This is a genomic window from Joostella sp. (assembly GCF_048266025.1).
GTDB classification, from domain to species: Bacteria; Bacteroidota; Bacteroidia; order Flavobacteriales; family Flavobacteriaceae; genus Galbibacter; species Galbibacter atrarenae.
In genome coordinates, this window is the sequence record NZ_JBLXAF010000001.1 from 271,927 (window position 1) to 298,751 (window position 26,825).

At 33.0% G+C, this 26,825-nt stretch carries 19 protein-coding genes and 1 tRNA gene; 7 read left to right on the forward strand and 13 right to left on the reverse strand.

The annotated features are described in order from the left end of the window. Positions 1–18: 18 nt before the first annotated feature. The 8 genes from ACN0TY_RS01195 to ACN0TY_RS01230 form a co-directional block, all read right to left on the reverse strand. Positions 19–828: a hypothetical protein gene (locus ACN0TY_RS01195; protein WP_417443045.1), complete on the reverse strand. Its 810-nt coding sequence runs from the start codon at positions 826–828 to the stop codon at positions 19–21. Between the two features lie 155 nt (positions 829–983). Continuing rightward, entirely contained in the window at positions 984–1,226 is a 243-nt protein-coding gene (locus ACN0TY_RS01200) for a VF530 family DNA-binding protein (RefSeq protein ID WP_417443046.1), read from the reverse strand. 124 nt (positions 1,227–1,350) lie between these two features. Then, the gene (locus tag ACN0TY_RS01205; protein WP_236957251.1) at positions 1,351–1,938 is read right to left on the reverse strand and encodes an SET domain-containing protein; all 588 of its coding nucleotides are present in this window, start codon (positions 1,936–1,938) and stop codon (positions 1,351–1,353) included. Between the two features lie 128 nt (positions 1,939–2,066). Next, positions 2,067–3,335 carry an adenosylmethionine--8-amino-7-oxononanoate transaminase gene (bioA, locus tag ACN0TY_RS01210; RefSeq protein ID WP_417443047.1) on the reverse strand — a complete coding sequence of 423 codons (1,269 nt, stop codon included), beginning with the start codon at positions 3,333–3,335 and terminating at the stop codon, positions 2,067–2,069. Positions 3,336–3,417: 82 nt separating this feature from the next. Next, on the reverse strand, positions 3,418–3,810 hold the full coding sequence (locus ACN0TY_RS01215) for a DUF1398 domain-containing protein (RefSeq protein WP_417443048.1): 393 nt from the start codon (positions 3,808–3,810) through the stop codon (positions 3,418–3,420). A 60-nt stretch (positions 3,811–3,870) separates the two neighbouring features. Next, positions 3,871–4,491, reverse strand: coding sequence for a dethiobiotin synthase (bioD, locus tag ACN0TY_RS01220; protein WP_417443049.1), 621 nt, complete (start codon positions 4,489–4,491; stop codon positions 3,871–3,873). 29 nt (positions 4,492–4,520) lie between these two features. Next, positions 4,521–5,714, reverse strand: a complete 1,194-nt coding sequence (locus ACN0TY_RS01225) for an aminotransferase class I/II-fold pyridoxal phosphate-dependent enzyme (RefSeq protein ID WP_417443050.1) — start codon at positions 5,712–5,714, stop codon at positions 4,521–4,523. A 43-nt stretch (positions 5,715–5,757) separates the two neighbouring features. After that, positions 5,758–6,174 (reverse strand): putative quinol monooxygenase, encoded by a 417-nt coding sequence (locus ACN0TY_RS01230; protein ID WP_417443051.1) that lies wholly within the window; start codon positions 6,172–6,174, stop codon positions 5,758–5,760. Between the two features lie 183 nt (positions 6,175–6,357). Between ACN0TY_RS01230 and ACN0TY_RS01235 the strand changes: the two genes are divergently transcribed. After that, the gene (locus ACN0TY_RS01235) at positions 6,358–8,109 is read left to right on the forward strand and encodes a M61 family metallopeptidase (RefSeq protein ID WP_417443692.1); all 1,752 of its coding nucleotides are present in this window, start codon (positions 6,358–6,360) and stop codon (positions 8,107–8,109) included. Between the two features lie 100 nt (positions 8,110–8,209). Here ACN0TY_RS01235 and ACN0TY_RS01240 read toward each other — a convergent pair whose 3' ends face one another. The 3 genes from ACN0TY_RS01240 to ACN0TY_RS01250 form a co-directional block, all read right to left on the reverse strand. Beyond that, entirely contained in the window at positions 8,210–8,914 is a 705-nt protein-coding gene (locus ACN0TY_RS01240) for an SGNH/GDSL hydrolase family protein (RefSeq protein ID WP_417443052.1), read from the reverse strand. Between the two features lie 181 nt (positions 8,915–9,095). Next, positions 9,096–9,992, reverse strand: coding sequence for a metallophosphoesterase (locus ACN0TY_RS01245; protein WP_417443053.1), 897 nt, complete (start codon positions 9,990–9,992; stop codon positions 9,096–9,098). Between the two features lie 18 nt (positions 9,993–10,010). Further along, a complete protein-coding gene (locus ACN0TY_RS01250; RefSeq protein WP_417443054.1) occupies positions 10,011–10,787 on the reverse strand; it encodes a DUF3050 domain-containing protein in 777 nt (258 codons plus the stop codon). A 99-nt stretch (positions 10,788–10,886) separates the two neighbouring features. Here ACN0TY_RS01250 and ACN0TY_RS01255 point away from each other — a divergent pair, with 99 nt between their 5' ends. Continuing rightward, positions 10,887–13,247 (forward strand): GAF domain-containing protein, encoded by a 2,361-nt coding sequence (locus ACN0TY_RS01255; RefSeq protein ID WP_417443055.1) that lies wholly within the window; start codon positions 10,887–10,889, stop codon positions 13,245–13,247. Here the strand turns inward: ACN0TY_RS01255 and ACN0TY_RS01260 are convergent. Beyond that, positions 13,240–14,412, reverse strand: a complete 1,173-nt coding sequence (locus tag ACN0TY_RS01260; protein WP_417443056.1) for a Pycsar system effector family protein — start codon at positions 14,410–14,412, stop codon at positions 13,240–13,242. The genes ACN0TY_RS01255 and ACN0TY_RS01260 overlap by 8 nt on opposite strands. A 64-nt stretch (positions 14,413–14,476) precedes the next feature. Between ACN0TY_RS01260 and ACN0TY_RS01265 the strand changes: the two genes are divergently transcribed. Together ACN0TY_RS01265 and ACN0TY_RS01270 are read left to right on the forward strand one after the other, a co-directional pair. Continuing rightward, positions 14,477–18,178 carry a metallophosphoesterase gene (locus ACN0TY_RS01265; RefSeq protein ID WP_417443057.1) on the forward strand — a complete coding sequence of 1,234 codons (3,702 nt, stop codon included), beginning with the start codon at positions 14,477–14,479 and terminating at the stop codon, positions 18,176–18,178. Between the two features lie 63 nt (positions 18,179–18,241). Further along, on the forward strand, positions 18,242–20,236 hold the full coding sequence (locus ACN0TY_RS01270) for a sensor histidine kinase (protein WP_417443058.1): 1,995 nt from the start codon (positions 18,242–18,244) through the stop codon (positions 20,234–20,236). Positions 20,237–20,315: 79 nt separating this feature from the next. Here the strand turns inward: ACN0TY_RS01270 and ACN0TY_RS01275 are convergent, their stop codons facing one another. Continuing rightward, a complete protein-coding gene (locus ACN0TY_RS01275) occupies positions 20,316–21,704 on the reverse strand; it encodes a dipeptidase (protein WP_417443059.1) in 1,389 nt (462 codons plus the stop codon). A 104-nt stretch (positions 21,705–21,808) separates the two neighbouring features. On the opposite strand from ACN0TY_RS01275, the gene ACN0TY_RS01280 reads away from it, so the two are divergent. The 3 genes from ACN0TY_RS01280 to ACN0TY_RS01290 all read left to right on the forward strand — a co-directional run bounded on the left by ACN0TY_RS01280 (position 21,809) and on the right by ACN0TY_RS01290 (position 26,807). Further along, positions 21,809–21,890 (forward strand) — tRNA-Leu (locus tag ACN0TY_RS01280). Positions 21,891–22,206: 316 nt separating this feature from the next. Beyond that, complete coding sequence (locus tag ACN0TY_RS01285) at positions 22,207–25,191, forward strand: SusC/RagA family TonB-linked outer membrane protein (protein WP_417443060.1); 2,985 nt, start codon at positions 22,207–22,209, stop codon at positions 25,189–25,191. A 26-nt stretch (positions 25,192–25,217) separates the two neighbouring features. Next, positions 25,218–26,807: a RagB/SusD family nutrient uptake outer membrane protein gene (locus tag ACN0TY_RS01290; RefSeq protein WP_417443061.1), complete on the forward strand. Its 1,590-nt coding sequence runs from the start codon at positions 25,218–25,220 to the stop codon at positions 26,805–26,807. Positions 26,808–26,825 lie beyond the last annotated feature (18 nt).

Here is a 26,825-nt window from a genome sequence, read left to right on the forward strand (position 1 = left end):
GAAATACCAGTATAAAATTTAGGAGAAGTTGACTCCATTCGGAATGTAAAAATCTTCTTTTTTAAGTTGACATTCATCAGCAATTCGTTTACAATAAGCGAGCCTTCCAGCATTAGAATTTCTGGTATCAGAACCAAAAGTAAATTTCAGCCCTTCTGCTTTTGCCATTAATATAAATTCTTGATGTGGGGTTTGTGCCATATCATTTATTTCAATCGCAATATTTCTAGATTTTGCAGCCTCTATTATACTTAACATCCTCTCTTCAGTCCAAATCTCATAATAGTCCTTTGCAATACAGACAGGTAGAAAGAGTGGCCACCCAAGTATACTCATGGGTGCAGTATGTAAAATATTAAGTGTGTGTTTGAGGTATTTAGCCATAAAGGCATCGATGTCTTCAACATAGGTTTCTAACTTATAAATCAATTGATATTCTCCATCGCCTAACGGAATCGCTTGAGGATCCATTAAAATATAATCCAACTTATTTAATAATTCAGAAGAAAAATTCTTACTCCAATCGGTAAGCATAGGCTGCAAACCAACATAAACAGGATACTTTTTAAGTAGATTTATATATGCTGCGAGGTCTTTATCATCTTTAAGTTCAAAGTCATGCGGATGGGCTACAATACCAAATTTCACATTTCTCTCCTTAGCTAGCTCCATCGCCATATCGATAGTAAAATCTTTTGTGGTATGAACATGTAAATCCATTAACGGATAATCTTCATCCTCTAAAACACCTACTCCTCCATATAAATTGGGGATCATTAAAGCGCTACTTGCTACTCCAACATTTCTAACGAAAGTTCTTCTTTTCATGCGTATCTATATTATTTACAAGTTACTATAAATAAAAAAATAGCATAAAAACCTCCAGAAAAACAACAAAAAATACGGCTCACAACAAACCTATAACAACATAGCTGTCAATAAAATAAATAAAATTAAAATTAATTTTTCAGCAATATCAATAACTACTTACGCCCATTCATATAAAGATACATCCTTTCCACTTTTTCTCTTGCCCAAGGAGTTCTCCTTAAAAACTTAAGACTAGATTTTATAGAAGGGTCACTCTTAAAACAATTAATATTTACACGTTCAGACATTTCCTTCCATCCGTAATTTTCTACAAGTTGCTCGAGGATATCCGCTAACTTTACACCGTGAAGAGGATTATTGGGTTGCTCATTATTTTTTTTCGGACTATCGCTCATGGAGTGTTTTTTAATTCTAGATTAGGAAGTCCCAAAGATAGGCATTCAATTTAAAAGCACTTTATCAAAAAAACAAAACCTCTAAACCAATATATAGATCTCGAGGTTTTGCTAATCATCACATTTATTTAGCTTTATAATAGCAGTTAATAATAGAGTCTAGAACAGCTTCTCCTTTATTTATCTTGTCAACCTTAGTTAATACTTCCTTGCTTAAGAACTTATATAATGGTTGCTCTACATCTTTTATATCATAAAAAGCATTCTGTAGCGATTTATCCCAAATAGGATGGTATTTCAATAAATCGTTTGGGTATACCGTTTTTCTTCTTGTTCCTTCATTTTTTGCTTTAAAAGGCTTAGCAATATTTAGGTATCCATAATCATCAGTAAGTTCTTCCCCAGGATAAATATCTCGGATTGCGATTTCAAAATCGTAAGGAGTAGTTAAGCAGTTACTTTTAAAACTATGATTTACATATTTCCCTAAATCCCAACAAAGCACAAATTCCCCTTTACTATTTCTAAAAGTAAAATAATCTAATATCTGTTGGTAATCGCTAGTCATTTCCGAAACTTGAGATGGAGAAAAAACTAAATCCAATTGGTCTTGAACCCATGTAATTGTTCCTTTAGGAATCAATTTAGTAGCCACAACGCCATGACCTATTTCTTCAGAAATAAATCGTAGCTCAGTATGCGGATGTATCATTATATGATATCCGAATAAATTTTAATTCTACAATACAGAAGGAGCATGAAAATACTTTTCATATAAATATATTTTTTGTTTTTATACCTCATGGACATGCCCTAAGGTTATTAATTTCTAATGCTAATTTATAGTATTTTTTGAATCAGAAATTCAATTTTATCATAAATTTTTTGCAATTGCTCATCACTGATTACATAAGGTGCTGCGATATAAACAGTACTCCCTAGCGGTCTCATAAACAACTCATTATCCAAGAAAAAGCTTAATAATTTATCGCGTAGATTCCCATAACGCTCCATCTCTACATCTAAATCTATTGCATAGATAATTCCACACTGCCTAGTTCTAGCTATTTTTGGATGATTCTTTATACGCTCATCAAATTTCTGATGTGATGCAATTACCCGTTGGATATTATCTTGCATCTCTTTTGTTTGAAGTAACTCTACACCAGCAAGTGCAGCTGCACAAGCAATCGGATTGGCGCTATATGTATGCCCATGAAAGAGTCCTTTTCCAATATCGTCGCTATAAAATGCTTGATATACCTCCTCAGAGCAACTTGTAATTGCCATCGGAACCATCCCAGCTGTTAGCGCTTTACTCATACAAATAATATCTGGATAGCTATCTAAATGAAGAGATGCAAAATTCTTTCCTGTTTTACCAAAACCTGTCATCACCTCATCGGCAATAGTAACAACTCCACTATTTTTACACTCCTTAATAAGAAACTCTAAACCTTCAGCATCATGCATTTTCATAGCTGCAGCTCCTTGAACTAAAGGTTCATAGATAAAACTAGCCACTTCATTTTCAGCAATAATAGCTTTTAATTGATTTAAAACCTCTTGATTGTTATCTCCATTTGGCACTGGAATCCTCTTTACAGAAAGAAAAAACTCTTCAAAAGGACCGTTATAAACCGACAAACCAGAAACCGACATGGCGCCAAAAGTATCGCCATGGAAACCTTCTTCAAAAGCAATAAGTGTATTTCTCTTTTCCCCTTTATTAAAATGGTATTGTAACGACATTTTTATAGCTACTTCTACGGAAGTAGAACCGTTATCGGAAAAGAAAAGTTTGTTCTGATTGTTAGGAAGGATCTTAATTAATTCTTCTGAAAGCCTCACAACAGGCTCATGCGTAAGTCCTGTGAAAACTACTTGATCTAAAGTTTCTACTTGCTTTTTTACACATGAAACAATATAAGGATGGCAATGTCCGTAAGCAGAAGTATACCACGAAGCAATCCCATCTATATATTCTTTACCATCCTCGCCGTATAAAACAGCTCCTTTTGCATGCGTAATTGCAATAGCTTCAGGGTGTAACTTGTGCTGTGTTAATGGATGCCAAAGATGTTTTTTATCTCTTTCAGAAAGTGTCATAAAACAGTGTTTTTGTAAATAAACAATTACACTGCAAAGATGCAGATTCTTTTAGATTTTAAAATGAAAAAGAAGCTACTTTTTAGACTCCAGGAATTTTTTCAACAAGGATTTCATTTGCTCCCTTGTCGTAGTAAATGCATGTCATTTTATGAAGATCTACAACCCATTTTTCTATACCATTCTCGGCACAATCCTTACAAAAAGTCATATAATCGGTTTCTCCTTTTTGATGTGCTTTTAAACGTACAGTAAACTTCTCTTTATTACTTTTTTCAGCAATAGTCAAAGCATCATAAACAGCATCAGAGCTTGTTTTATAGCCATTCGCTCCAAAATAATCGGTATGACTATCTTCAACAAATGTTTCAAAACCTTCTACTCCCAATGCTTTTATCTCTTGAATATACCCTGGAAAATCAGCTCCACTTTTAACCTTATCGTGTGCTTTATGGATTTGCGCAACTGTAAACATAATTGTACGATTTTAAAAAGATAAATCTTTATTTAGAGTCACAAAATTACAGTAAAAATTCTATAGTTTTTCTAAAGCAGTCTTAAACTTTTTAGCATACTTCTGAATCACTTCTTTAGTGAATTCTTTTTCTTCATCAATACGACCAATTACAGGAACATTGGTCATTTTCTGAATAATCTGCTCTGTTGTAGGATGCTCTTTTCCGCTAAATAGAATAGAAACTTCAAAACCATGCTCTTTAAGTAAGTTTACTGTAAGCAACGTATGATTTATGCTCCCTAAATAATGCCTAGAAACCACAATAATTTTATACTTAGGACTGATAATATCCATAATAGTATTCTTATCATTTAGTGGTACCAAAATCCCGCCAGCACCTTCTATCACCAGATTGTTATCAGTCTCTGGAAGTTTTATTTTATCAATTTCTATTTCTACATTATCAATAGCAGCAGCTGCGTGCGGACTAATCGGAACTTTTAACGCATAGCTATTTGGGTGAAACTTAGTTTCTGTATTAGAGATTAAAGTATGTACTTTCTGCGTGTCAGAATTATTTAAATCTCCAGATTGAATAGGTTTCCAATAATCTGCTTGTAAGGCCTCTACAATAATTGCCGAAGCAATAGTTTTTCCGACTTCTGTAGAAATCCCTGTTACAAAATAACAAGACTTCATAGGTTAGTATTTATTATTAGTATAGGTCTCTAATTTACAAAATCACTTTTTATATACCTCGAAAGTAGGTTTAAAACTTCAGAAATTTCGCTAAAAGAATTAAAACTATGGATACAAAAGCGAAGACGCTCTTCTCCCTTCCGAACTGTAGGTGACAAAATGGGCTTTACATCAATGCCTTCTTCTTTAATTTTCTTAGCTATTAATTTCACCGCTTCATTCCCTGGAATTACACAACATTGAATAGGGGAATCGCTTGGTATATATCTTAAATTTCCATGGAGAGAAATCTTATTAATAGCAGCTTTAAAGTAATCGATATTTACCTTTAACTTATCCGAGTTATTTTTAAAAAGTGAAGCTTCCTTTTTGCTTTTCAATTCATTATACACACTTAAAATAGTAGCTAAAGAATGCGGCGGTAAACCTGTAGTATAAATAAAGCTTCTTGCATAATTCACTAGATAATCCACTAAAATATTTGATCCTAAAACTGCCGCACCATGACAACCAAAAGCCTTTCCAAACGTAATAATTCTTGCAAAAACCTCATCTTGAAGCTTTAAATTATGAACTAAGCCTTCCCCTCGAACTCCAAAAACTCCTACCGCATGCGCTTCATCTACAACTAACTTTATATTGTATTCATTGGTGATTGCTACTAAAGTCACTAAATCTGGGCTATCGCCATCCATAGAAAAAACAGACTCGGTAATCACATAAATTTCAGAATCTGAAGCTTTTGAGGCTATTTGAGTTGCTATTCGCTTTTCTAAATCTTGAAGGTCATTATGCTTAAACTTATATGCCTTGGCATTACTCAACTGCACACCATCTCTTATACTTGCATGAATATACTCATCGTATAAAATAATATCTCCGCGTTGAGGAACAGAAGAGAAGAACCCAAGATTAGCATCGTATCCTGAATTGAAAACCAATGCTGCTTCGCTTTTATGGAAAGAACGTATTTCTTTTTCTACTTCAGAATACAAAAGAGAGTTTCCACTAATTAATCGTGAACCTGTAGCTCCATTAGCATGAATATGACGATCTTTTAGGATTTGTTGCGTTTCAGAAAAAATTAATTCAGAATTGGAAAACCCTAAATAATCATTAGAAGAAAAATCAACCAAATTAGATGCTTCAGGTAACACCCGATATGCATTTTCTAGCCTTCTATCCTCTAGCTTTTTTAATAGTTTCTTCGGAAAATTAATCATTCAACTATCGCTTTTAAAGATTTCCATTTTAGGTCTTACTGCGTTATTTTATCTTCTTAAAAATTATTGGCATGGTCTGCTCATCAATTGCATTCATATCAACCAATTTTAATGATTTCACCATTTTGAGCGTTGTTTCTTTATAATGCTTAAAGTGCGACGTCTCTAAATGTGACTCATATGCTTTTTTATCAGCATAAATTTCTAAGATTCTAATTTCGTTAGGTTTTTCTTGCTGATACATTGGATAAATAGAAATCACACCTGATTCTAGTTTCACGGATGCTCTAGATTCTTCTTGCAATATTGCTAAATATTCATCGAGATATTCGGGTTCTATTTCTATCTCCGATAATCTTATCATCATTTCTTCTGAACTAAAACCTACACTTGCTTCATTTTCTTGCTTACAAGAAACACAAAGAACTATGGTAAAAAATAATAAGCTTAGCTTTTTCATATCATAGAATTTAAAATATCAGTAAAAGTACATAAAGACTAAAGTAGCTACAAACACTTCGATAGAAAAGAAAATACATTAACCTTTTAGCTCAAAAATTAAAATTGGTATCTTGTCGCTTCAACAAAATTAACATTAAACCTAAATACGTTGAAAAATACACTTCTTATTACAAGCTTTTTGATGCTTTCCCTCATATTAAAAGCTCAAACTCCCGTAAATTATACTATTTCATTTGAAAATGCAGTTCACCATGAGGCGGAAATCACGGCTGTTTTTCCAAATACAACTAGCGATTCACTACACATCAGAATGAGTAGGAGTTCTCCTGGGAGATATGCATTACATGAATTTGCTAAAAATGTTTATGGCGTAACCGCAGTAAATAAAGATGGTGAAGCTCTAAAAATTATTCGTCAGAATCCTTACGAATGGATTATTGCTAATCCAAAAGGAGAAACTACCGTAACTTATACCCTATTTGCCAATCGTGGTGATGGAACGTATAGCCAAGTAGACGAAACACATGCTCACCTGAATATGCCCGCTACTTTTATGTACGCCGTAGAAATGCTAAACAATCCAGCTGAAGTAACTTTTAATACTCGAAAAGACCTCGATTGGAAAGTAGCTACACAGTTAAAACACAAAAGCGGAACTACATACTACGCTCCCAATTATCAATATTTTTTTGATAGTCCTACCGAAATCAGCAATCATAGAACACGTAGCTTTGAAGTAAATTCTAATGGAAAAGATTACACCATAGAATTTGTTTTACACGACAATGCTTCTGATGATTTATTCGATCAATATTTTGAAAAAGTAAAACGTATTGTTTTAGCTGAAAAGAAAGTTTTTGGAGAGCTTCCAGACTTTGATTATGGGAAGTACACCTTCTTAGCTTGCTACATTGGAAATGCTAGTGGCGACGGAATGGAACATAGAAACTCCACTATTTTGACAGGCACAGAAGGTCTTGCTGATGGAGGAATGAAAAATAATATCGGAACCGTTTCTCATGAGTTTTTCCACTCTTGGAATGTAGAACGTCTTCGTCCAGAAGCTTTAGAGCCTTTTGATTTCTCGAAAGCTAATATGACTGGTGCTTTGTGGTTTGCAGAAGGTTTTACAAGTTATTACACCAATCTTATTTTATGCAGAGCGGGTATAATAACTCCTGAAGAATATGCCAAGAGTATAAACGGCACTTTTAATTACGTTTGGAACTCTCCAGCTAGAGAATATTTCAATCCAATAGAAATGAGTTACCAAGCGCCGTTTGTAGATGCTGCTACTTCTGTAGACCCTGTAAATAGAGAAAACACTTTTATTTCTTATTATTCCTACGGAAGTGTACTCGGATTGGCATTGGATTTATCGCTCCGTCAAAATGGACTTAATCTTGATGATTATATGAAGAAACTTTGGCAAGAGCAGGGTAAAAAAGAAGATCCTTATTCTATAGACGACTTACATTTTACATTAAGCTTATATGCCGGAAAACCATTTGCTGATGATTTCTTTAATAAATACATCTATAAAAGTGAAATACCAGATTATGCAACACTTTTTGAAAGTGTAGGTTTTAACTACACACAAGATCAAGAAAAGGCATTTACTGGGTTTACTGCAAACACTCACAATATCATTACTAGAAATATTAAAAAGGGAACCCCTGCTTATGAAGCTGGACTTGATACAGGAGACAAAATTATAGCTATCAATAATAAAAATTTAGATAACGAACATACCGCAGAAAAGGCGATTGCCGATTATAAAGTTGGAGATGTTGTGACCATAAAATACAGCAGATATGGAACTGAAAGAGAAACTAAACTAACGCTAACCAGCGATCCTACTTACGCTATTTCACTTGACGAAAAAGCAAGAAGAAAGATTGAAAAACATAGAAATGCGTGGTTACATCAGTAACCTCAACATCACATTAAACAAAAAGCCTTCCATCTAATAATAAGACGGAAGGCTTTTCTATTTTGAATAAAACTGGTTTATTAATTATATATAAACCCTCTTATTTTATAAAGTTCTTCTTTCTGATCTCAAATAAAATCTGAGTCACAAAACTACTATATGCCTCTTTTGAAGGGTGTAAACCATCTGAAGCGACTAAAGAAGTATTATTTAATCCCTCTTTTGTAATATTAGTGATGTTTACAAAGCTTACTCCCATAATACCTGCAGTACGCTTAGCAAAAGCATTATACTCTTCTATTTCTTTAGAGATTTGTTCTGTATTACCCTTTTTCTGACCATAAGGAGTATATGCATAGTCTGGAATAGAAACTACAAATACATGATCTTTATTTCCTTTTGCCAACTGAATTGCTTTTGCTACCAATGTAGGAAAATCTTCTTGATATAATGAAAAGTCTTTCCCCTGATATTGATTATTAACACCAATTAATAACGTTACAATATCTTGATCTGGAGTTGGCTGCGCATCATTAATTCCCTTAATAAGATCTGAAGTTGTCCAACCTGTTTCAGCAATAATTTGTAGCCCTATCTTTTCATCTGTATCTTCTGCTAAATCGGAGATTAATTGAATAGGAAACTTACATCCTTCACAAACACTCTCCCCAATAGTATAGCTATCTCCTAATGCTAAATATTTTAAATCTTTTGCTGGAACAGAATCGTTAGTGCTTACAACAGTTTGTTGAGTACTACACCCCACAATTCCAATAATGATAACTAATAATATGTATTTTTTCATCTTATTCATTTTCTATAACAAAAGTAAATGATTTACTTTCAACACTATTAAAGAATCTACTTTACATACTATATACGAGAAATAAATCGTAACAGATGTTGTAGTCGATTTCTTATACAGTGGCAAATTTACTACTATTTCTAGTAAAAAACTTTTACTTACTAATAAGTTCTTTAACTATTTATGATGTTTTATAATCTATGAGTTTCTTTGGGCCTTCTAAAACCGACCTTACCACATGCAAAAAACCTTCTTCGGTGGTGTCTAAATTCCATTTTATAAGAGTAATAGCGCCATTTTCAATCTCAATTCCTGTTATACTCCGAGGATGCACACAACTCCCATCATTAAAATAAGCCAAATCACCAGGTTCAGGAAATCTAGGTCTGTGCGTATGTCCTGTAATCGTAAACTGATTATTTTTATTTGCAATCCATTTTTTGGTACGTCTTTCAACTTTAATAAGCTCTGTATTATTCTTTGCTGGACTCGTAGGGTCTGAAATTCCAACAACCTGCAAAGGTCTCCATACTACGCGAACCATAAATCGGCTCCATTTCCAAAAAATATAATTCCACCAATCTGCTTGATGACCATGAGCTATAAATATTTTCTGACCTGTATTTTTATGTTTTAAAATAATACTTTCGTGGTATGCTAATCCAGGCATAAAGAGAACTTTCTCTCCTAAATTAGGATCTAACCAAGTATCATAATCCTTTTTTACCACTTTCGGGTCACTGTAAACCATATCGTGATTACCATATATTAAATACAGTCTATTATCATCGTAGAATTGTTTCAGCAATAAGAAGATATTTTTATGAGCTTCGAATACAGTTTTAAATTGGGTGTTTTCCCACAACTCATTCCCATCGCCTAATTCGCAATAGGTAAAACCTCCTTTATAATATTGCTTAAGCGCATGAAAATAAGTATTTCGATTATTGGCAAAATCGTCTGCAAAAGTATTATCTCCCCTGTGGCAATCACTAAAAAAGATAAATTTAGATGAATCATCAAAATCGATCACCTTCGCATTTTCATACGCTTTATCAAAATGTTTTTGTGTAAACATCTATTAAAATTAGTGAATTTACACCAACGCTGCTTCAAAAATTTCCTTTTCTATTCCGTTCCACAGTATAATTCGCTTTTGGAGGGAAGTAATGGCTACCTCTTTTACTTCTTCCCATTTTTTATTGTCATCACCACAAAGCTCTGCAATCATTTTATGAGCTAACGGACCATGAGTATCTCCATCAACTTCAATATGTTTTTCAAAATAATAAATTAATTGCTGTAGCTCTAAATTTGGAAAATCACTTTGCATATTTCTCAAGATCGCTGTAAACATATCTGGAATAAGATCTTCTCGCCCAAAAGTAAAAGCTGATGCTATCTTATGAGGTTTTCCTTCTACTATCAATTCAAATGAAAAACTTAAAAACTCTTTAATGCTAGTATGTAGTTCTGAGTTATCAATAGCTTCGAGAATGGTATCCACTTCCCTGATATTATCAACAAAATCTATAATCTCTTTTGTATCTGCATTGCAAGCCTCCATTGCTTCTAGGTACATCTCGTAATGACTTTTATAAACTCCATTCTCATCAATATCTGTTTCTTCGCCTAAAACAATTTCATTAATTAAATAACGAGTCTGAGGATTTCCTTTTGGTCTCCATGGAAGCTCTGTACAAGTTAAATTATTTTGAAGTGCTTTTAATAGCGACATAAAATCCCAAACAGCATACACATGGTGCTTTAAAAAAATTTGTAAATGCTCAGGGCGCTCAATTTGAGCATACAAATTATGATCTAAGAGCATTTGTCGCTCCTCTTTAATCGCTTCTTTTATAACTTCTATCATATCTTTTTTTTGGTAAAAGTATTTCAAGATCATTATAGTTGCAAGTTTTATCACTTTTGTACGACTAGTAAATAGTAATATATTCAGTATCTTTATAATATGAAAAACTACACATACGATTCTCCATTCCAATTAAAAGTAAGCTTTAATAAGCTTCTTGGAATGTATGACGAGTTAGCAAATAGTGAAGATGAAGCAGTTGCCGATAAAGCTAAAAAAATATTGGCAGTAGCAGATCAATATCCAGAATTAAGAGCTGGATTTTCTGACATAGAAAAAATAAACGATTACAAAGAGCCGATAAATACAATATTAGGAGATATATTTAACCCTGTTCTCTCCAATAATGAGATAAAAACTGCTGGACTCGCCTATGATGATGCTGTTTTTAAATCTTCAGAACGGTTTAAAAAAATTATAAAAGATGCAGGAAAAGATTTTTCTTTAGAATTAAGAAATATTCCTGAAAACCAAATGTACATTATACAATGCGCAGCCATTCTATCGCTTAATTATAAAAAAGATCTTTCATTTAAAATGCCTCTCTTTTATGATATTCCAGACAGCGAAGGAATAAATCGTCATTATAGAATATTATATAATGCCGACTTCATGGAACTTAAGCCAACTAAAGATGCTCCTACAATTACGCAAGAAGATATAGATCAACTTTTAGATGGTTTTGACAATCTTGACCTATGGAAAGAAAAATTCCCTCCTAATAGTTGGGAAGCAAATGGTTTTATAATTTCTAACATTTTTGATGTTACAATAGACGACTCCATTTCTTCTCTAAAAACAGCTTTATTAGAACAATCTTTAAGCGATGGTGTATTACTAGACCGCTTTCAGGATATTTTTAGATCTATTTTCGGAATTAAAGACCTACACACAGGATATTCATCTTACGACGAAAACACATTGAGTTTTGAAAAACTCACTACCAGTATGCCTAGCTATCTTTTAAATGAAAATGCTGAGGAAAACTGCATGGATGTGTTGTGTGAAAATTCTTATAAAGCCATTTTGGATGATAAAAAGTACTTCACAATTTCTGATGTAGAAAAATACTACGATCTAAGTGAAGGCGCTATGCCGTATAGAGCATTACATAACCAAGGGTTTAAAAGTGCCATTCTGATTCCTATTGCAAATGACAAACAATTACTAGGTGTTTTAGAATTAGTTTCTGAAAGAAAGCATGACCTCAACAGCATTAATGCAAACAAACTAAATGAAGTTATGCCTTATATTATTTCTGCAGTAGTGAGAAATAAAATAGAACACATAAACTCCATCGAAGCTATTATTCAGAATGAATATACTTCTCTTCATGAGAGTGTAAAATGGAAGTTTGTAAATGAAGCCAAAAAGTATATAAAAGAAAAAAGTAAAGGGAACAACCCTTCATTTAGTGATATTTCATTTAAAAATGTATATCCTCTTTATGGACAAATAGATATCAAAGATTCATCTCGAGCTAGAAATGACGCCACACAAAAGGATCTAATCATTCAACTTGAAATGATTAACAATATCTTTAACAGCGCCACTAAAATAGGTAAAATGCCTATTTATGAAGAATATAGCTTTCGGATAAATTCTTTTTTAAAGGAAGTTAAAGAAACATTTCAAACAAGTTCAGAACAGAATATTATAGACTTTCTTTTTGAAGAAATCCATCCAGCATTAAAACAGGTAAGCAATATAAATCCTGACTTAAAAAAGCTTGTTGAAGAATATGAAAATGCACTAAACACAGGCACAAATATGATCTATCATCACAGACGTGAATATGATGATACGATTATGTTGATCAATAAAAAAATGTCTAAAATTATTGATCATGAACAAAAAGATGCTCAGAAAATGTTTCCACATTTCTTTGAAAGATATAAAACCGATGGTGTAGAGCATACCATGTATATCGGAAAATCTATAAACCCTTCTAATAATTTCAGTGAAGTGTTTTTACAAAACCTTAAGTTATGGCAACTAGAGGTTATGTGTGAAATGGAGAATGAGTATTATGACCTAAGACCAAACTTAGAAATATCTTTGGATGTTGCCTCATTAATTTTAGTTCACAGCTCTCCCCTCTCTATAAAATTTAGAATGGATGAGAAACATTTTGATGTAGACGGAACATACAATGCCCGCTATGAAGTGATTAAAAAACGAATTGATAAAGCTTTTATAAAAGGTACAAATGAGCGTGTTACAAAACCTGGAAATATTACAATTATATATTCTCAGAAAAAGGATGAAAACGAGTACCTACGCTATGTAAGACTTCTACAGGCAAAGAAAGTGTTGCATAACGATTTAGAGATCTTAGACCTTGAAGAATTACAAGGTGTAAGCGGACTAAAGGCAATTAGAGTTGGTGTTTTATATAAAAATGAAAACAATAAAAGCCCTCTTACTTTTGATGATCTAGCAAAAGTAATTGCTAAATAGACATAAAAGCAATAATAAAAGAAAGTACTGAACATATAATCCCTATCATAAAAACGGTATAAGTGGTTCTTAATAATCGGTACTTTCTAGCCAATACGATTCCCAAATAGTAAAGATCCTTTGTTAAAGAGTCGTATATATATTGCTTGTCGTTTGTCATCTCTCTAAGAGCACGTTCATATCTGTCATAAGGTACTTTATGAAAGTTTCCGAAGAATAGTAAGTTCACTTTTCGAGCTTTTACATCTTCATCTGTAAACTCTCCACTAGTAACATTGGGTTTTGTAGATAAAATGGCAAAAACAATCGAAGCAACACTAAAGACAACTAATATTAAGGTTGGAATTATTAAATGATGATTAGAAGGACTATCAAGCTTCGGAATCAAACTAGAAAGTGCTAGAGAAATAATAATAGCATTTACAGAGAGTAAAATATTTGCTTTTGTATCTGCTATATCACTAAGTTTTATATGATTTCGAAGTGCTACTCTATATAAGGTTTGCACCCCTCTCTCCGGACTCTCTCCTTTTATTTGAGCCTTTAATTGTTCTTTCTTTACTCGACGTTTTTCTTTTTTATCTTTTTCCACAAGTAACGCTAAATTATCACTTTTACCTTGTTGCCAATTCTCTTTAGCATAGGTGGTATAATATTGATGTTCAGTAGTAAAAAGAATGATATTAAGCTTACGCCATTCTTCAATAGTATATTCTTTAACACCTGTAAGTGCAAGCTCTTGTCTTAGAATTTCTGACGTATTAATATAACTGTCTTTGGATAAATGGGAGCTATCTGCATCTTTAATTATCATTTCTAGCTCGTTATTAGGCTTAACACCCATTCCAGTAGCCATAATAATACTGGAGACTTCTTTGATTTTATTTTCTCCGTACCCTTGCTCTTTCAAATAAGCAGCAGCAATTTTACAACTTTCGCCTTCATGTCCGTCTATCCTAGCTGTATATCCAGTATCATGAAACCAGGCTGCCAACATTACCAACTCTCTTTCCTCTTCAGAAACGTTTAAAGCCTCACAAAGTTTTTCTACACCTGCTACCACCCTTAATGTATGAGTTGTATTGTGATATATATGACGTTTATCTAACTTTGATGCTAGTAAATCTTTCACATAACTAGAAGATTTATCGATAATTTCGCTCATAGACTTTTTACTATTATATATTATGCATAATATTACAATAAATATTTTATTTATACCGCAGATAATGAAAAATCGCCTTTTACCTTTCTTAGTAATATTCTTATTTATTAGTGCATGTGCTACCTATAAAACTAAATATAAAGAAGGTTCCTATTCCGAGTCATACCCCGACAAAGAGCTAGACAGAAGGTTTTTCCTGATTGGAGATGCTGGAAATTCCCCCGCAGATGCTAAGGCTGATGGGCTAGCGCTTCTAGAGAACTCAGTACAGAAAAGTACTTCAAAAGATTATATGATTTTCTTAGGAGATAATATCTACCCTAATGGAATGCCAAAAAAAGGAGCTAAGAATAGAGAAAATGCAGAACATCAATTAAAATCACAAATTGACGCTGTAAAAAACTTCAAGGGAACAACTTTCTTCATCCCTGGAAATCACGATTGGTATAATGGCGGAATTGACGGTATAGAAAGACAAGAAGATTTTATTGAAAATATAATACAAGAAAAAAAAGTATTACTTCCCAGTGATGCTTGTGGTATAGATGAAATAGAGATCTCTGACTCTGTACATTTAATTACTATAGACTCACAATGGTTTTTAGAAGACTGGGATAGACACCCAACCATAAATGATGATTGTGAAATAAAGACAAGAAAAAAATTCTTTATAGAATTTGAAGGGATGCTTAAAAAGAATGAAGGGAAAACGGTTATTGTTGCCATTCACCATCCTCTATTTACATATGGCTCTCACGGAGGGCATTTCCCTGCTAAAAGTCAGCTTTTCCCTTTTCAGAATTACATCCCGTTACCAGGAATTGCTACTGTAATCGACCATGTAAGAAAATCTGGAGGTGTTTCTATCCAAGATATACAAAACGAACGTTATAAAGAGTTATCCAATAAACTCCAGTCTTTAGCTATTGATGCTCCTGCAAATGTAATATTTACGAGCGGACACGAGCATAATCAACAATATATAGAATCTAATACTATAAAACAGATTATTGCAGGTGCTGGCTCTAAAAATGGAGCTGCAAAGCTTACTGATTATGCCCTTTTTACCTCTGGAAAACAAGGATATGCTACACTTGACATTTTTAAAGATGGATCTTCATGGGTTCGTTTTTACACAACAGATGAGAATGGAAATGAAGAAATAGCTTTTCAGAAAGAAATTTATCCTCCTACACCTGCACCAAAAACATTAGATTTCCCAGAAACATATCCAGAATATATAGCTACAACTGCTTACCCAAAGGAAAAAACAGAAGTTAGCAATGCATATGCTGGTTTTTGGGGAGATCATTATCGCGATATCTATGGTACAGAAATAAATGCTAAAGTTGCAATTTTAGACACTCTTTACGGCGGATTAAAACCTTCTAGAATGGGTGGCGGACACCAAACTAAAACATTGCGTTTAGTAGATAAAGAAGGGAGAGAATTTAATATGAGGGCAGTAAAGAAAAGTGCTGTACAATTTTTGCAGACTGTTGTTTTAAAAGACAAAATACTCTCTAATGAAGATTTATCTTCGACACTTCCAGAAGATATCCTTTTGGATTTTTACACCACAGCGCATCCATACGCAGCATACACAATCCCTACTCTTTCTAAAGCTATTGGAGTATACCATACAAACCCTAAATTATACTACGTTCCAAAACAAAAAGCACTAGGAAAGTATAATGATAATTATGGGGATGAATTGTATATGATTGAAGAGCGCCCTTCTGATGAACATAAAAATGTTGCGAATTTCGGTTATACAGAAAAAATTGAAAGTACAGATGATTTCTTTGATAATTTAAGAGATGATGAAAAATATATACTTGATGAAAATGCATACATAAGAGCTCGCCTTTTTGATATGCTTATTGGAGATTGGGACAGACATACTGACCAATGGAGATGGGCAGAATTCGATCAAGATAGTACCGTTTTATACAGACCTATCCCTAGAGATCGTGATCAAGCATATTCCGATTTTGACGGTGCTTTTTTAGGCTCCATAAGAACATTAGCTGCTCCTGCTAAAATGATGCAAAAATATGAACCTGAATTAAAAAATTTAGAGTGGTTCAATACCGAGCCTTTTCCTATGGATAGAATTCTTTTACAGAATACAACTGAAGAGAATTGGGTAACACAAGCAAAATATATTCAAGATAATCTTAGTAATAAAATTATAGAGGAGGCTTTTGAGAACTTCCCTAAAGAGGTTCAAAATGAATCAGCAGAAGAAATCAAATCTATTCTAAAAGGAAGAAAAAATTTACTTACTGATATTGCTAAAGACTACTATAAGATATTAAACGAAGTTGTAATTCTTAGAGGTACAGATAAAGATGATTATATTGAAGTTATACGTACCGATAACAACGAAACTAGAGTGATTATTCATCGTATTAAAGGCGGAGAAAAAGCAGATCTTATAGTTGACAAGACATATAATAAAAAACAAACCAAAGAAATCTGGATTTATGGACTTGATGACAAAGATATCTTTGAAGTTACTGGAAACGGTAAAAAGAGAATATTAGTACGCCTTATTGGTGGACAGAATAATGACACCTTCAAAATCGTTAACGGAAAACGTGTTCGATTTTACGATTATAAGACTAAAAAGAATACTATCGCTGTAAATAATGGAGGAACAAAACGATTTACAGATATTTACGAGAATAATATCTTTACTTATAATAAAAATAAATATTCGTCTAGAATTATAATCCCTGGACTAGGTTTTAATCCTGATGCTGGAATTATTGCTGGTTTAAACTATAGTATCACAAATTTCGGTTTCGAGAAAAATCCTTTCTCTACCAGACATTCTGTAAGTGCTCGTTACCATTTTGCAACTCAAGGTGTAGAACTTAAATATGACGGAGAAGCTGGTGGTCTTTTCAAGAAATTAAATCTAACCTATGGCGCAAGATATAACAGTGCTACTTATGCTAGGAATTTTTATGGCTATGGAAATGAAACTGAAAATAATGAAGATGAATTGGGGATGGATTATTACAGAACAAACCTTAGCAATTTTTCTACCCATTTAGGAGTTGTTAGAAGATCTTTCTACGGAAGTACTTTTAATGCTAGATTCATTTTTGAAGGTGCAGAAGTTGATCAAATAGACGATCGTTTTGTAGGAGGCCTAAGCAACAATGCGCTTTTTTACGATTGGAAATATTTTGCTACTCTAGAAGCTAAATACACTTATAAAAGTTATGATTTAGATATTAATCCTAGCCGAGGAATGTATTTTGATATAGAAACTGGATATACTTTTTATCTTTCAGATTCTGATAAAAATGGTTTCGGATACTTAAAGCCAAAGTTGACTTTTTATAATAGATTAACTAAAAACAAAAAATTAGTTTTAAAATCTAACGTACAAAGTAATTTGACTTTTGGAAATGACTATGAATTTTATCAGGCGCCATTCCTAGGAGGTAATAGTGGTTTAAGAGGATACCGTATCAATAGGTTTACAGGGAAAAATAGTCTTGTTTTTAATGGTGATGTAAGGTATACATTCAATTCTTTTAAAACTAGAATACTCCCAATGCAATTAGGGATATACGGAGGTGTTGATTATGGACGTGTATGGGTAAGAAATGACGACTCCAACGTTTGGCACAATTCTTTTGGTGGTGGACTCTATATTATTGCAAGTAAATTAATTAACTTAGACCTTTCTTTCTTTAACTCAAAAGAAGGAAACAGATTCGCTTTTAAATTTGGCGTTAGTTTATAATATTAGTTAATTAGTTTTAGACATATGGTAAAAAAATTATTTCTATCCATATCATTATTTCTTATGACGCAACTTTGCTTTTCTCAATATGAGCTGAGCAAAGAGTTTTATAATGTTATACAAGATACTCTTAAACCTACCGATAGAAAAGACATTAAGTTAATGGAGTTATTGCGTGTATTAGATCATAACTCATTAGCATACTCAGAGTTTGAAAATGAAAAAGATTCTTTAATAGAAATTGTTAAACAAAACGCCTATAAACTTAAAGGCAAGGATAGGATTGACGCATCTTTTATGTTGATGCTATACAATTTTAATCACAATCATAAAGATAGCTTACAAACATTTAGATACGGTGACACCCTAAAGTCTTTAATCGGAAATAACAAAGAGGGTCATTATTATCAACTTTTTATGAGAGGCTCCCTAAACGCAACCTATCTAATTGAAAATAATCAATATGGAAAAGCTATTGATAAACTAAACGAAATTATAAGTTATAGTGATAAAGTAGAGGATTTAGCTTATCTCCCCAATGCATATATCACAATGGGGTATGCCAATTTTCAAACTTTTCAATTCGATAAAGCACTTAAAAACTGTGTAAAAGCAGATTCAATAGCTTCTATTTATTCTACAATACAGTTTAAATCATATATCAACCGTGTAAAAAAAGATATAAAAGTTGAAATACCCACATTACAATTTATTGATTCTAACAATGATGCCTATCTAGAATTAGCACAACAAAATTTAGACACTATTATATCTCAGCAAGTTCCAGGCTCCGATCCTTCACATATAAATTCTAACACTACCTTTCATCAGAGCTTCATCTATTACTTAAAAGGAGACTTTGAAAATGCTAAAAAAGAATTTGAAGAAATAAACTTAGAAAGTGTTTTAACTAACACCTATTTTTCATCATCATATCGTATAAAAACTTTAAATGCATTATTACAAATAAAAGATAATAAACAAGAAGAAGCCTTTAATTTTTATGATACAGTAGAAGTTAAAGCTCCTACAGACTATTTATACAAAGAACTTTTAGGAGAGACTCTCTACAAGTATTATCTCGATAAAGGAAATACGGAAAGGTCTAACAATTTGTATTCTCAAATTAGAGAGACTAATATTTCTCAAAGTATATACAGATATCAAGGTTTAATTGCTGAAGCCAATAAAAAATATAATGTGGGTGAAAAGGAGATGAAAATAATGGAACTCGAAAATGAGATTCAACAAAAAAAGAATAGAGATTTACTGTTATATTCGTCTACTACCTTATTATTAATCCTTCTTCTTGGAATAGGAATTTTAAAGTCCAAACAAAATAAAATAAAAGCATTAATAAGTGAAGAAACCTACAATAAAAAGGTTAGACTTCTAGAAGAATCACTCCAAGAAGTAGACAGAAAAGTTACAGACAACAGAAAAGAAATAGGACAGAAAATTCATAATGAATATCTAAGTAGTTTGCTCGCCCTTAAATATCTAGTTACTGATTATACCCAAAAAGCAACATCAAAAAAAGCAGCAGATAAATTAAATATTATTATTGACGAGTTAGATGATCTTTATCAAGAGTCTCGAAACTATTCACATCAATTAATTCATGATAACGAGGACCAAAAAAGTCTTAATATCATAGAATATACTGAAAGTTTACAAGCCCGATTTACGGAGGTTGGTTTATTAGATATAGAAACTAACATTCCAGAAAACATTTCAGACATTCTAAACAAAAAAGAACAGCAAGCAATTTATCATTTAATAAAAGAGTCTATAACCAACACAATAAAGCATGCAGATGCAAAAAAAGTAATGATTGAGATCAGCATAAAAGATAAAGTTTGCACTGTTTTAATTACAGATAATGGGCAGAAAAAATCAAAAATCAATCATAATATTAAAATGAAAACAAAATCTGGAGTTGGGTTAGAATCATTGCAGCAACTAATAAAAAAACTTAATGGAAATATAGACTTTATTAACGAAAGCAATGGATTTAAAACAATAGCTTCCTTTCCTTTAAATCCTAAATCGATTTAATCAAATTTATAATAACATATACCAAAAAAGGAGAACGACAATTATATCGTTCCCCTTTTGCGTTATTAACGCTATATTTTTATTTACTCAGTTCTACAAAGTATTTATAAAAATAAGGTATTGTTTCAATCCCTTTTAAGTAGTTCCAAACTCCATAATGTTCGTTTGGAGAGTGAATCGCGTCACTATTCAAACCAAATCCCATTAAAATAGTTTTGCTTTTTAATTCTTTTTCAAAAAGAGAAACAATTGGGATACTACCTCCACTACGCTGCGGAATAGGTGTTTTACCAAAAGTTTCCTCATAAGCTTTACTAGCCGCTTGATATCCTAAACTATCTATTGGAGTAACATAAGGATAGCCCCCGTGATGTGGTTTCACTTTTACACGAACTCCACTCGGCGCTAGACTCTCAAAATAGGCCTGAAAAAGTTCTGTTATTTCTTTCCAATCTTGATCTGGCACCAATCGCATAGATATTTTTGCATAGGCAGTACTTGCAATAACAGTTTTGGCACCTTCACCAATATAACCTCCCCAAATACCATTAACATCTAGAGTTGGTCTTATACTTGCACGTTCGTTCGTACTGTATCCTTTCTCACCATAAACATCGTTCAATTTTAAAGCATCTTTATACTCTTCTAAAGAAAAGGGAGCCTTTGCCATTTCAGCACGCTCTTCAACAGAAAGCTCAGCTACTTTATCATAAAACCCAGGAACCGTAATATGATTGTTCTCATCATGCAAGCCAGCAATCATCTTACTAAGTACATTGATAGGATTTGCTACAGCACCTCCATACAAACCACTATGCAAATCTCTGTTAGGCCCTGTAACCTCGACCTCAACATAACTTAGCCCACGAAGACCAGTAGTTACAGAAGGAACCTCTTTAGAGATCATTCCAGTGTCTGAGATTAGAATAACGTCATTAGAAAGCTTTTCACGGTTATTTTGAACAAACCATTCTAAACTTTCAGAACCTACCTCTTCCTCTCCTTCAATCATGAATTTCACGTTACAAGGAAGATTTCCAGTTTGGGTCATGTACTCCAATGCCTTAACGTGCATATACATTTGCCCCTTATCATCACATGCGCCACGAGCAAAAATTGCACCCTCTGGATGAATCTCTGTTTCTTTAATAACAGGCTCAAAAGGTGGCGAATTCCATAATTCTATAGGATCTGCTGGTTGCACATCGTAATGTCCATAAACCAAAACAGTAGGTAATGTCTTATCTATAATTTTTTCTCCAAAAACAATAGGATATCCTGGAGTCTCGCAAACTTCAACATATTCACATCCTGCCTTTTCTAAAGCCTCCTTTACCGCTTCCGCTGTGTTTAGTACATCTTGAGAAAATGCAGGGTCTGCACTAACGGAAGGTAACTTTAATAATTCTATGAGTTCTGCTATAAATCGATCTTTATGCGTATCGATATACGACTTAATATTTTCCATGAAGTATATTGTTATGAACTCAAATGTACAAAAAAAGATTTTTTTTTGTGTATAAACTTTGATTATTGGAAAAATGACTTATATTTGCACCCACAAAATCACATGCGGGTGTGGTGGAATTGGTAGACACGCTAGACTTAGGATCTAGTGCCGCAAGGTGTGAAGGTTCGAGTCCTTTCACCCGCACAAAGAAAAAGCTTCTCAAACGAGAGGCTTTTTTTATGCACTAAAGCGAACACTTTTCCAACAAAGAATATAGGTTCTGACTGCAAAAACTTCTTTTTAATCAGCTCCCACTAATATTATAGCACTTCTATTTAGCTACTAAGGTAGTGAAACACTTTTATCTCTTTATCCAAAATCAATTAGAAACAAAAAATTAACATTGGAGAAAACAAGTCACGCATGGTTAACATAAAAATTATATTCATCTAACACCAACCCATCCTATAAATAGTACGTTCGCCAAATTGTTATTAGATAATCAATTTAAAAATCAAAAATGATATTCAAATCAATTAACGGACGCAAGACTGCATTCCTTTTTACAGTATTCTTACTGTTCTTCTATTCTTCATTTGGTCAAGATAATGATGTTATTAAAGGAATAGTATATGATTCAAACGGAGTTCCTTTACCTGGAGCTACAGTATTAATAAAAAATACGTCTAATGGAACTACAACAAATTTTGAGGGAGAATTTGAGATAAAGCCTAATGGAAATAACAAAACAATTGAAGTTTCTTATTTAGGCTTTAAAACTCAAGAAATTACAGACACTCAAAAAGATCTTATTATAAAGTTACAGCCAGAAAACAATCAGCTAGATGAAGTTGTTGTAGTTGGTTATGGGAGTTTAAAACGCAGCGATGTTGTAGGTGCAGTATCGAGTGTAAATGTAGATGAAGCCACTGTTATTCCTACAACAAATGTTGCTGAAATGATTAGAGGACGTGCAGCTGGAGTTCAAGTTAATCTTGCCGATGCCAGGCCTGGAGGGAATTCCAATATTTTAATCCGGGGAAAAGTTTCCTTGGAAGGGAATGATCCATTAATAATTGTAGATGGAGTTCCTTACGACAACATTAATGATATCGCTCCTGATGATATTACTTCTATTGAGATATTAAAAGATGCTTCTTCACAAGCTATATATGGCTCGAGAGCAGCAAATGGCGTAATACTTATCTCCACAAGAAGAGGAGAGAAAGGAAAATTCAAAATAAACTATCACGGCTTTACAACTATGCAAAGCCTTAATAAAAATTTTGATTTGTATTCCGCAGAAGAATTTGCCCAATTAAGAAGAGAAGCAAATCGTACAGATAATGACGAAATGTATCTTGATGATGCTACTATTTTTGAACCCTTTGAATTAGAAGCTATTGAAAATGAGGACTATGTCGACTGGGAAGATCTTATATTAGAGGATGCTGTTATTCAAAGTCACTCACTATCTTTATCTGGAGGAGGAGAAAACACGAAGGTTTTTAGTAGTCTAAGTTATTATGATCAAGATGGATTAATTCCTACTTCTGGGTATGAAAGAGGTACGTTTAGAATAAATATAGATCAGAGAATAAGTGATAAATTCAGCTTACAATCTAATATAAATCTGCAAACAAGTACTCAAAATGCTGAAAGCACATCTTTAAATTTTATTAATATTTCACCACTAGCAAAACCTTTTGATGAAGATGGAGCATTAGTAAAATTTCCATTAGGTGAAGGGAATAGAACTGTAAATCCATTATGGAATATTCGTGAAGCAGATAACGAAATAAAAACAATACTTACAGACCTTAATCTTGTGGGAAAATATCAATTCACCCCTTCCTTTTCATATAAGTTAAACGCTTTTTCAAGATCAAGAAATACACAAGACAATAGATATCGCTCTAGCCTTCATTCAGAGGCTGATGATATTAGTGGAAGTGCAGTATTGAGAGATGTATCTTATCGAGAATATTTAATTGAAAATATATTTGATTACAATTGGACTATCAACTCTAGCAACAAACTAGATTTCACAGCAGTACAATCTGTAAACCAACGAAAAACATCCTCTAATTTCATTGAAAAATCTAATTTTGCTAACGACTTAAATAGCTTTAATGGAGATGCTAGCGTTTTACGAGATTCTTCAAGAGATCTAGATCAACGTAGACTCGTTTCTTTTATGGGAAGAGTACGTTATAATCTATTAGACCGTTATTTATTAACTTTAACCGCTCGTGTTGATGGCTCTACTGTATTTGCTGAAGATGAAAAATATGGGACTTTCCCTGCTGCTGCATTTGCTTGGAAAATCCATGAAGAAAAGTTTTTAAAATCTTCTAACGTACTCAATCAATTAAAATTTAGAATAAGCTACGGTCAAACAGGAAACGATGGGATTCCTTTAAAAGAAGCTGTTGGAGTTGCAGACTACATACCTTATGTTTTCGGTGGAGAAACTGCTAGTGGCTTTTCACCACTTACTAGAATACCAAATCCGAATTTAAAATGGGAAACTACCACTACTCTAAATACAGGTATAGATTTTGGTCTTTTTAGAAATAGAATAATTGGTAGCTTAGAAATATACGATTCAAACACTTCTGACTTTTTATTAAATAGAGTTGTCCCTGGAACCACAGGGTTCCAAGAAACTAGATTTAATATAGGAGAAGTATCCAATAAAGGTGTTGAATTAACCCTAAGCGGAGACATTATTAGAAATAAAAATTTACGATGGAATACAGGAATCACTTACTCACACAATAAAAATGAAATTACATCATTAGCTGGAGAAAAAGACCCTGAAGGTAATTTAATCGACTACCCTTCCCAAGGGTTATTCATTGGGGCTCCTATAAACAATATATACCAATATGTATTTGATGGTATTTTCCAAGAGGGAGATGACCTTGAAAATAGTCCACAAACTACAGATAGTTTTATGCCTATAGCTGGAGATGTTAAGGTAAAAGACCTTAATGAAGACGGAGTAATAGATGACGATGATAGAAAAGTAATTAGTGAAGATCCAAAATGGTTTGGGGCTTTCAATACTACGTTTGAATATAAAGGGTTCGAATTGTTTGCAGATTTATATGTTGTTGAAGGAGCTCAAAGACTTAACCAATTTTTAGCAGACAATGCAAAAGGGGGAACTCTACAAGGAAGGCTAAACGGAATTAAAGTAGACTATTATCTCCCTGAAAGCCCTTCTAACCGCTTTCCAAGACCAAGAACAACAAATCCTTCATATTTATACTCCCAAGCTATTCAAGATGCATCCTATGTAAGACTTAGAACACTTTCAATTGGATATAATTTTACTCCAGATCTATTATCAAAAATGGGAATCTCATCGATGAAGTTATATGCTACAGCAACAAATCTATTTACAATAACCGATTATAAATCTTGGAGTCCTGAAATTAACCCAGATTCTTTCCCAGATACCAAAGGTCTTACAATTGGCTTCAAAATAGGAATTTAACAAGCCATTAATCTAAAGAAATAATTATGACATTTTTCAACAAAACACTGACACGTATAATTTTAATAACTTCTTTATTTGCTAATATTTCTTGTGAAGAATATTTAGAAGACGAACTTTTATCAGATACATCAGTAGACTTCTTGTATAACACTAAAGAAGGATTAGAGTCCGCAGTTGTAGGACTATATAGCTTAAATAGAAATATCTACAATGAATCGGAATGGAATAATGCAAGCATATTGATTCCAATCGCAAAATCTGACTTAGTAGTTCCGAGAACTGGAGAAATAGCATTTTATTCTCGTTTAGGATGGGGAATAGATTTAAACAATATCGGAACAAAAAGGTATTCTAAACATTGGAGACATGGTTACAGAATCATAGATAGAGCAAACGCCATTATCATTTCTACTGAAAAAATGACCGACATAGATGAAGGATTTAAAAATAAAATAATAGCAGAAGCAAAAGCATTTAGAGCTAATGCCTATTTTACTCTTTTTAGGCAGTTCAATAATATATTTATAACTACTACACCTACAAGTCCTGAAAATGTTTTCGAAAGAGCTGAAAATAAATCTTCTGAAGAGGAGATATTCGAATTGATAAATAACGATTTAGAATTTGCTATTCAACATTTGGATTGGACTACCCAAGAATTTGGAAGATGGACTCAGGCCTCTACGAGACATTTAAAGGCTAAAGTTGCAGCTTGGCAAAAAGACTGGAAAGAAGCTGCTTATCAAACTGATGCAATTATAAATCAAGGGAGCTATAAACTAGTTAACAACACAAAAGATGTTTTTTTGGGAGATATGAATCATACAGAAACCTTATTTGCAATTCAAATGGAAGACGCTATCATCGGTGGTGGAAATAGAAATAATATTCATTTTAATTTTATTGCTCAATACAATGATATCCCTGGAGCAGATTTTTCCACTTCAAATGGAGCAAGAGGTTTTGGTTCTCTACTAATGAATGATTACTTGCGAAACCTACTCAATGAAGACCCTAATGATGATCGAAATGATGGATCATATTACATTACTAAATATATCTATAACGATCCTGCCAATCTTCCTGAAGGAAAAAAAATAGGAGATACGATAGCCCTATATAATCAATATAGTAGTGATAACAATCAAGTAAAAAACTATTACAAGACCATGAACCCTGGCTGCTTAAAATACCTACAAGAAGATGCTGTACCCAATGAAGTTTCTCAAATATCAAACATAATGGTTTATCGTCTTGCGGAGACATTTCTTATTGGAGCAGAAGCACATATGATGAATGGCAACACGAGCAAGGCATTAGAATATATAAATACTGTTCGTAAACGTGCTCGTGCAAAAAGCATTAACTCAATAAATCAAAAGGTTATTCTTGAGGAAAGAGCTCGTGAGCTCGCTTTTGAAGGACAACGATTCTACACATTAAAACGGATGGGGTTATTAGTAGATTACATAAGAGATCACGCAAGTAATGAAGGCTTTTTTGATCAAGCTAGAACGCGTATGCAACCGTACATGGAAAATTGGGCTATTCCTACTGCTGAGCTAGAATTACTAGGTCCTAATTATCCACAAAACGAAGGCTATCCCAACTAATTTAACTTAGACATATTT

Coding starts and splice junctions, on each gene's coding strand:
- ACN0TY_RS01195 (WP_417443045.1), bottom strand. CDS start 828: ATGAAAAGAAGAACTTTCGTTAGAAATGTTGGAGTAGCAAGTAGCGCT.
- ACN0TY_RS01200 (WP_417443046.1), bottom strand. CDS start 1,226: ATGAGCGATAGTCCGAAAAAAAATAATGAGCAACCCAATAATCCTCTT.
- ACN0TY_RS01205 (WP_236957251.1), bottom strand. CDS start 1,938: ATGATACATCCGCATACTGAGCTACGATTTATTTCTGAAGAAATAGGT.
- bioA (WP_417443047.1), bottom strand. CDS start 3,335: ATGACACTTTCTGAAAGAGATAAAAAACATCTTTGGCATCCATTAACA.
- ACN0TY_RS01215 (WP_417443048.1), bottom strand. CDS start 3,810: ATGTTTACAGTTGCGCAAATCCATAAAGCACACGATAAGGTTAAAAGT.
- bioD (WP_417443049.1), bottom strand. CDS start 4,491: ATGAAGTCTTGTTATTTTGTAACAGGGATTTCTACAGAAGTCGGAAAA.
- ACN0TY_RS01225 (WP_417443050.1), bottom strand. CDS start 5,714: ATGATTAATTTTCCGAAGAAACTATTAAAAAAGCTAGAGGATAGAAGG.
- ACN0TY_RS01230 (WP_417443051.1), bottom strand. CDS start 6,174: ATGAAAAAGCTAAGCTTATTATTTTTTACCATAGTTCTTTGTGTTTCT.
- ACN0TY_RS01235 (WP_417443692.1), top strand. CDS start 6,358: ATGCTTTCCCTCATATTAAAAGCTCAAACTCCCGTAAATTATACTATT.
- ACN0TY_RS01240 (WP_417443052.1), bottom strand. CDS start 8,914: ATGAAAAAATACATATTATTAGTTATCATTATTGGAATTGTGGGGTGT.
- ACN0TY_RS01245 (WP_417443053.1), bottom strand. CDS start 9,992: ATGTTTACACAAAAACATTTTGATAAAGCGTATGAAAATGCGAAGGTG.
- ACN0TY_RS01250 (WP_417443054.1), bottom strand. CDS start 10,787: ATGATAGAAGTTATAAAAGAAGCGATTAAAGAGGAGCGACAAATGCTC.
- ACN0TY_RS01255 (WP_417443055.1), top strand. CDS start 10,887: ATGAAAAACTACACATACGATTCTCCATTCCAATTAAAAGTAAGCTTT.
- ACN0TY_RS01260 (WP_417443056.1), bottom strand. CDS start 14,412: ATGAGCGAAATTATCGATAAATCTTCTAGTTATGTGAAAGATTTACTA.
- ACN0TY_RS01265 (WP_417443057.1), top strand. CDS start 14,477: ATGAAAAATCGCCTTTTACCTTTCTTAGTAATATTCTTATTTATTAGT.
- ACN0TY_RS01270 (WP_417443058.1), top strand. CDS start 18,242: ATGACGCAACTTTGCTTTTCTCAATATGAGCTGAGCAAAGAGTTTTAT.
- ACN0TY_RS01275 (WP_417443059.1), bottom strand. CDS start 21,704: ATGGAAAATATTAAGTCGTATATCGATACGCATAAAGATCGATTTATA.
- ACN0TY_RS01285 (WP_417443060.1), top strand. CDS start 22,207: ATGATATTCAAATCAATTAACGGACGCAAGACTGCATTCCTTTTTACA.
- ACN0TY_RS01290 (WP_417443061.1), top strand. CDS start 25,218: ATGACATTTTTCAACAAAACACTGACACGTATAATTTTAATAACTTCT.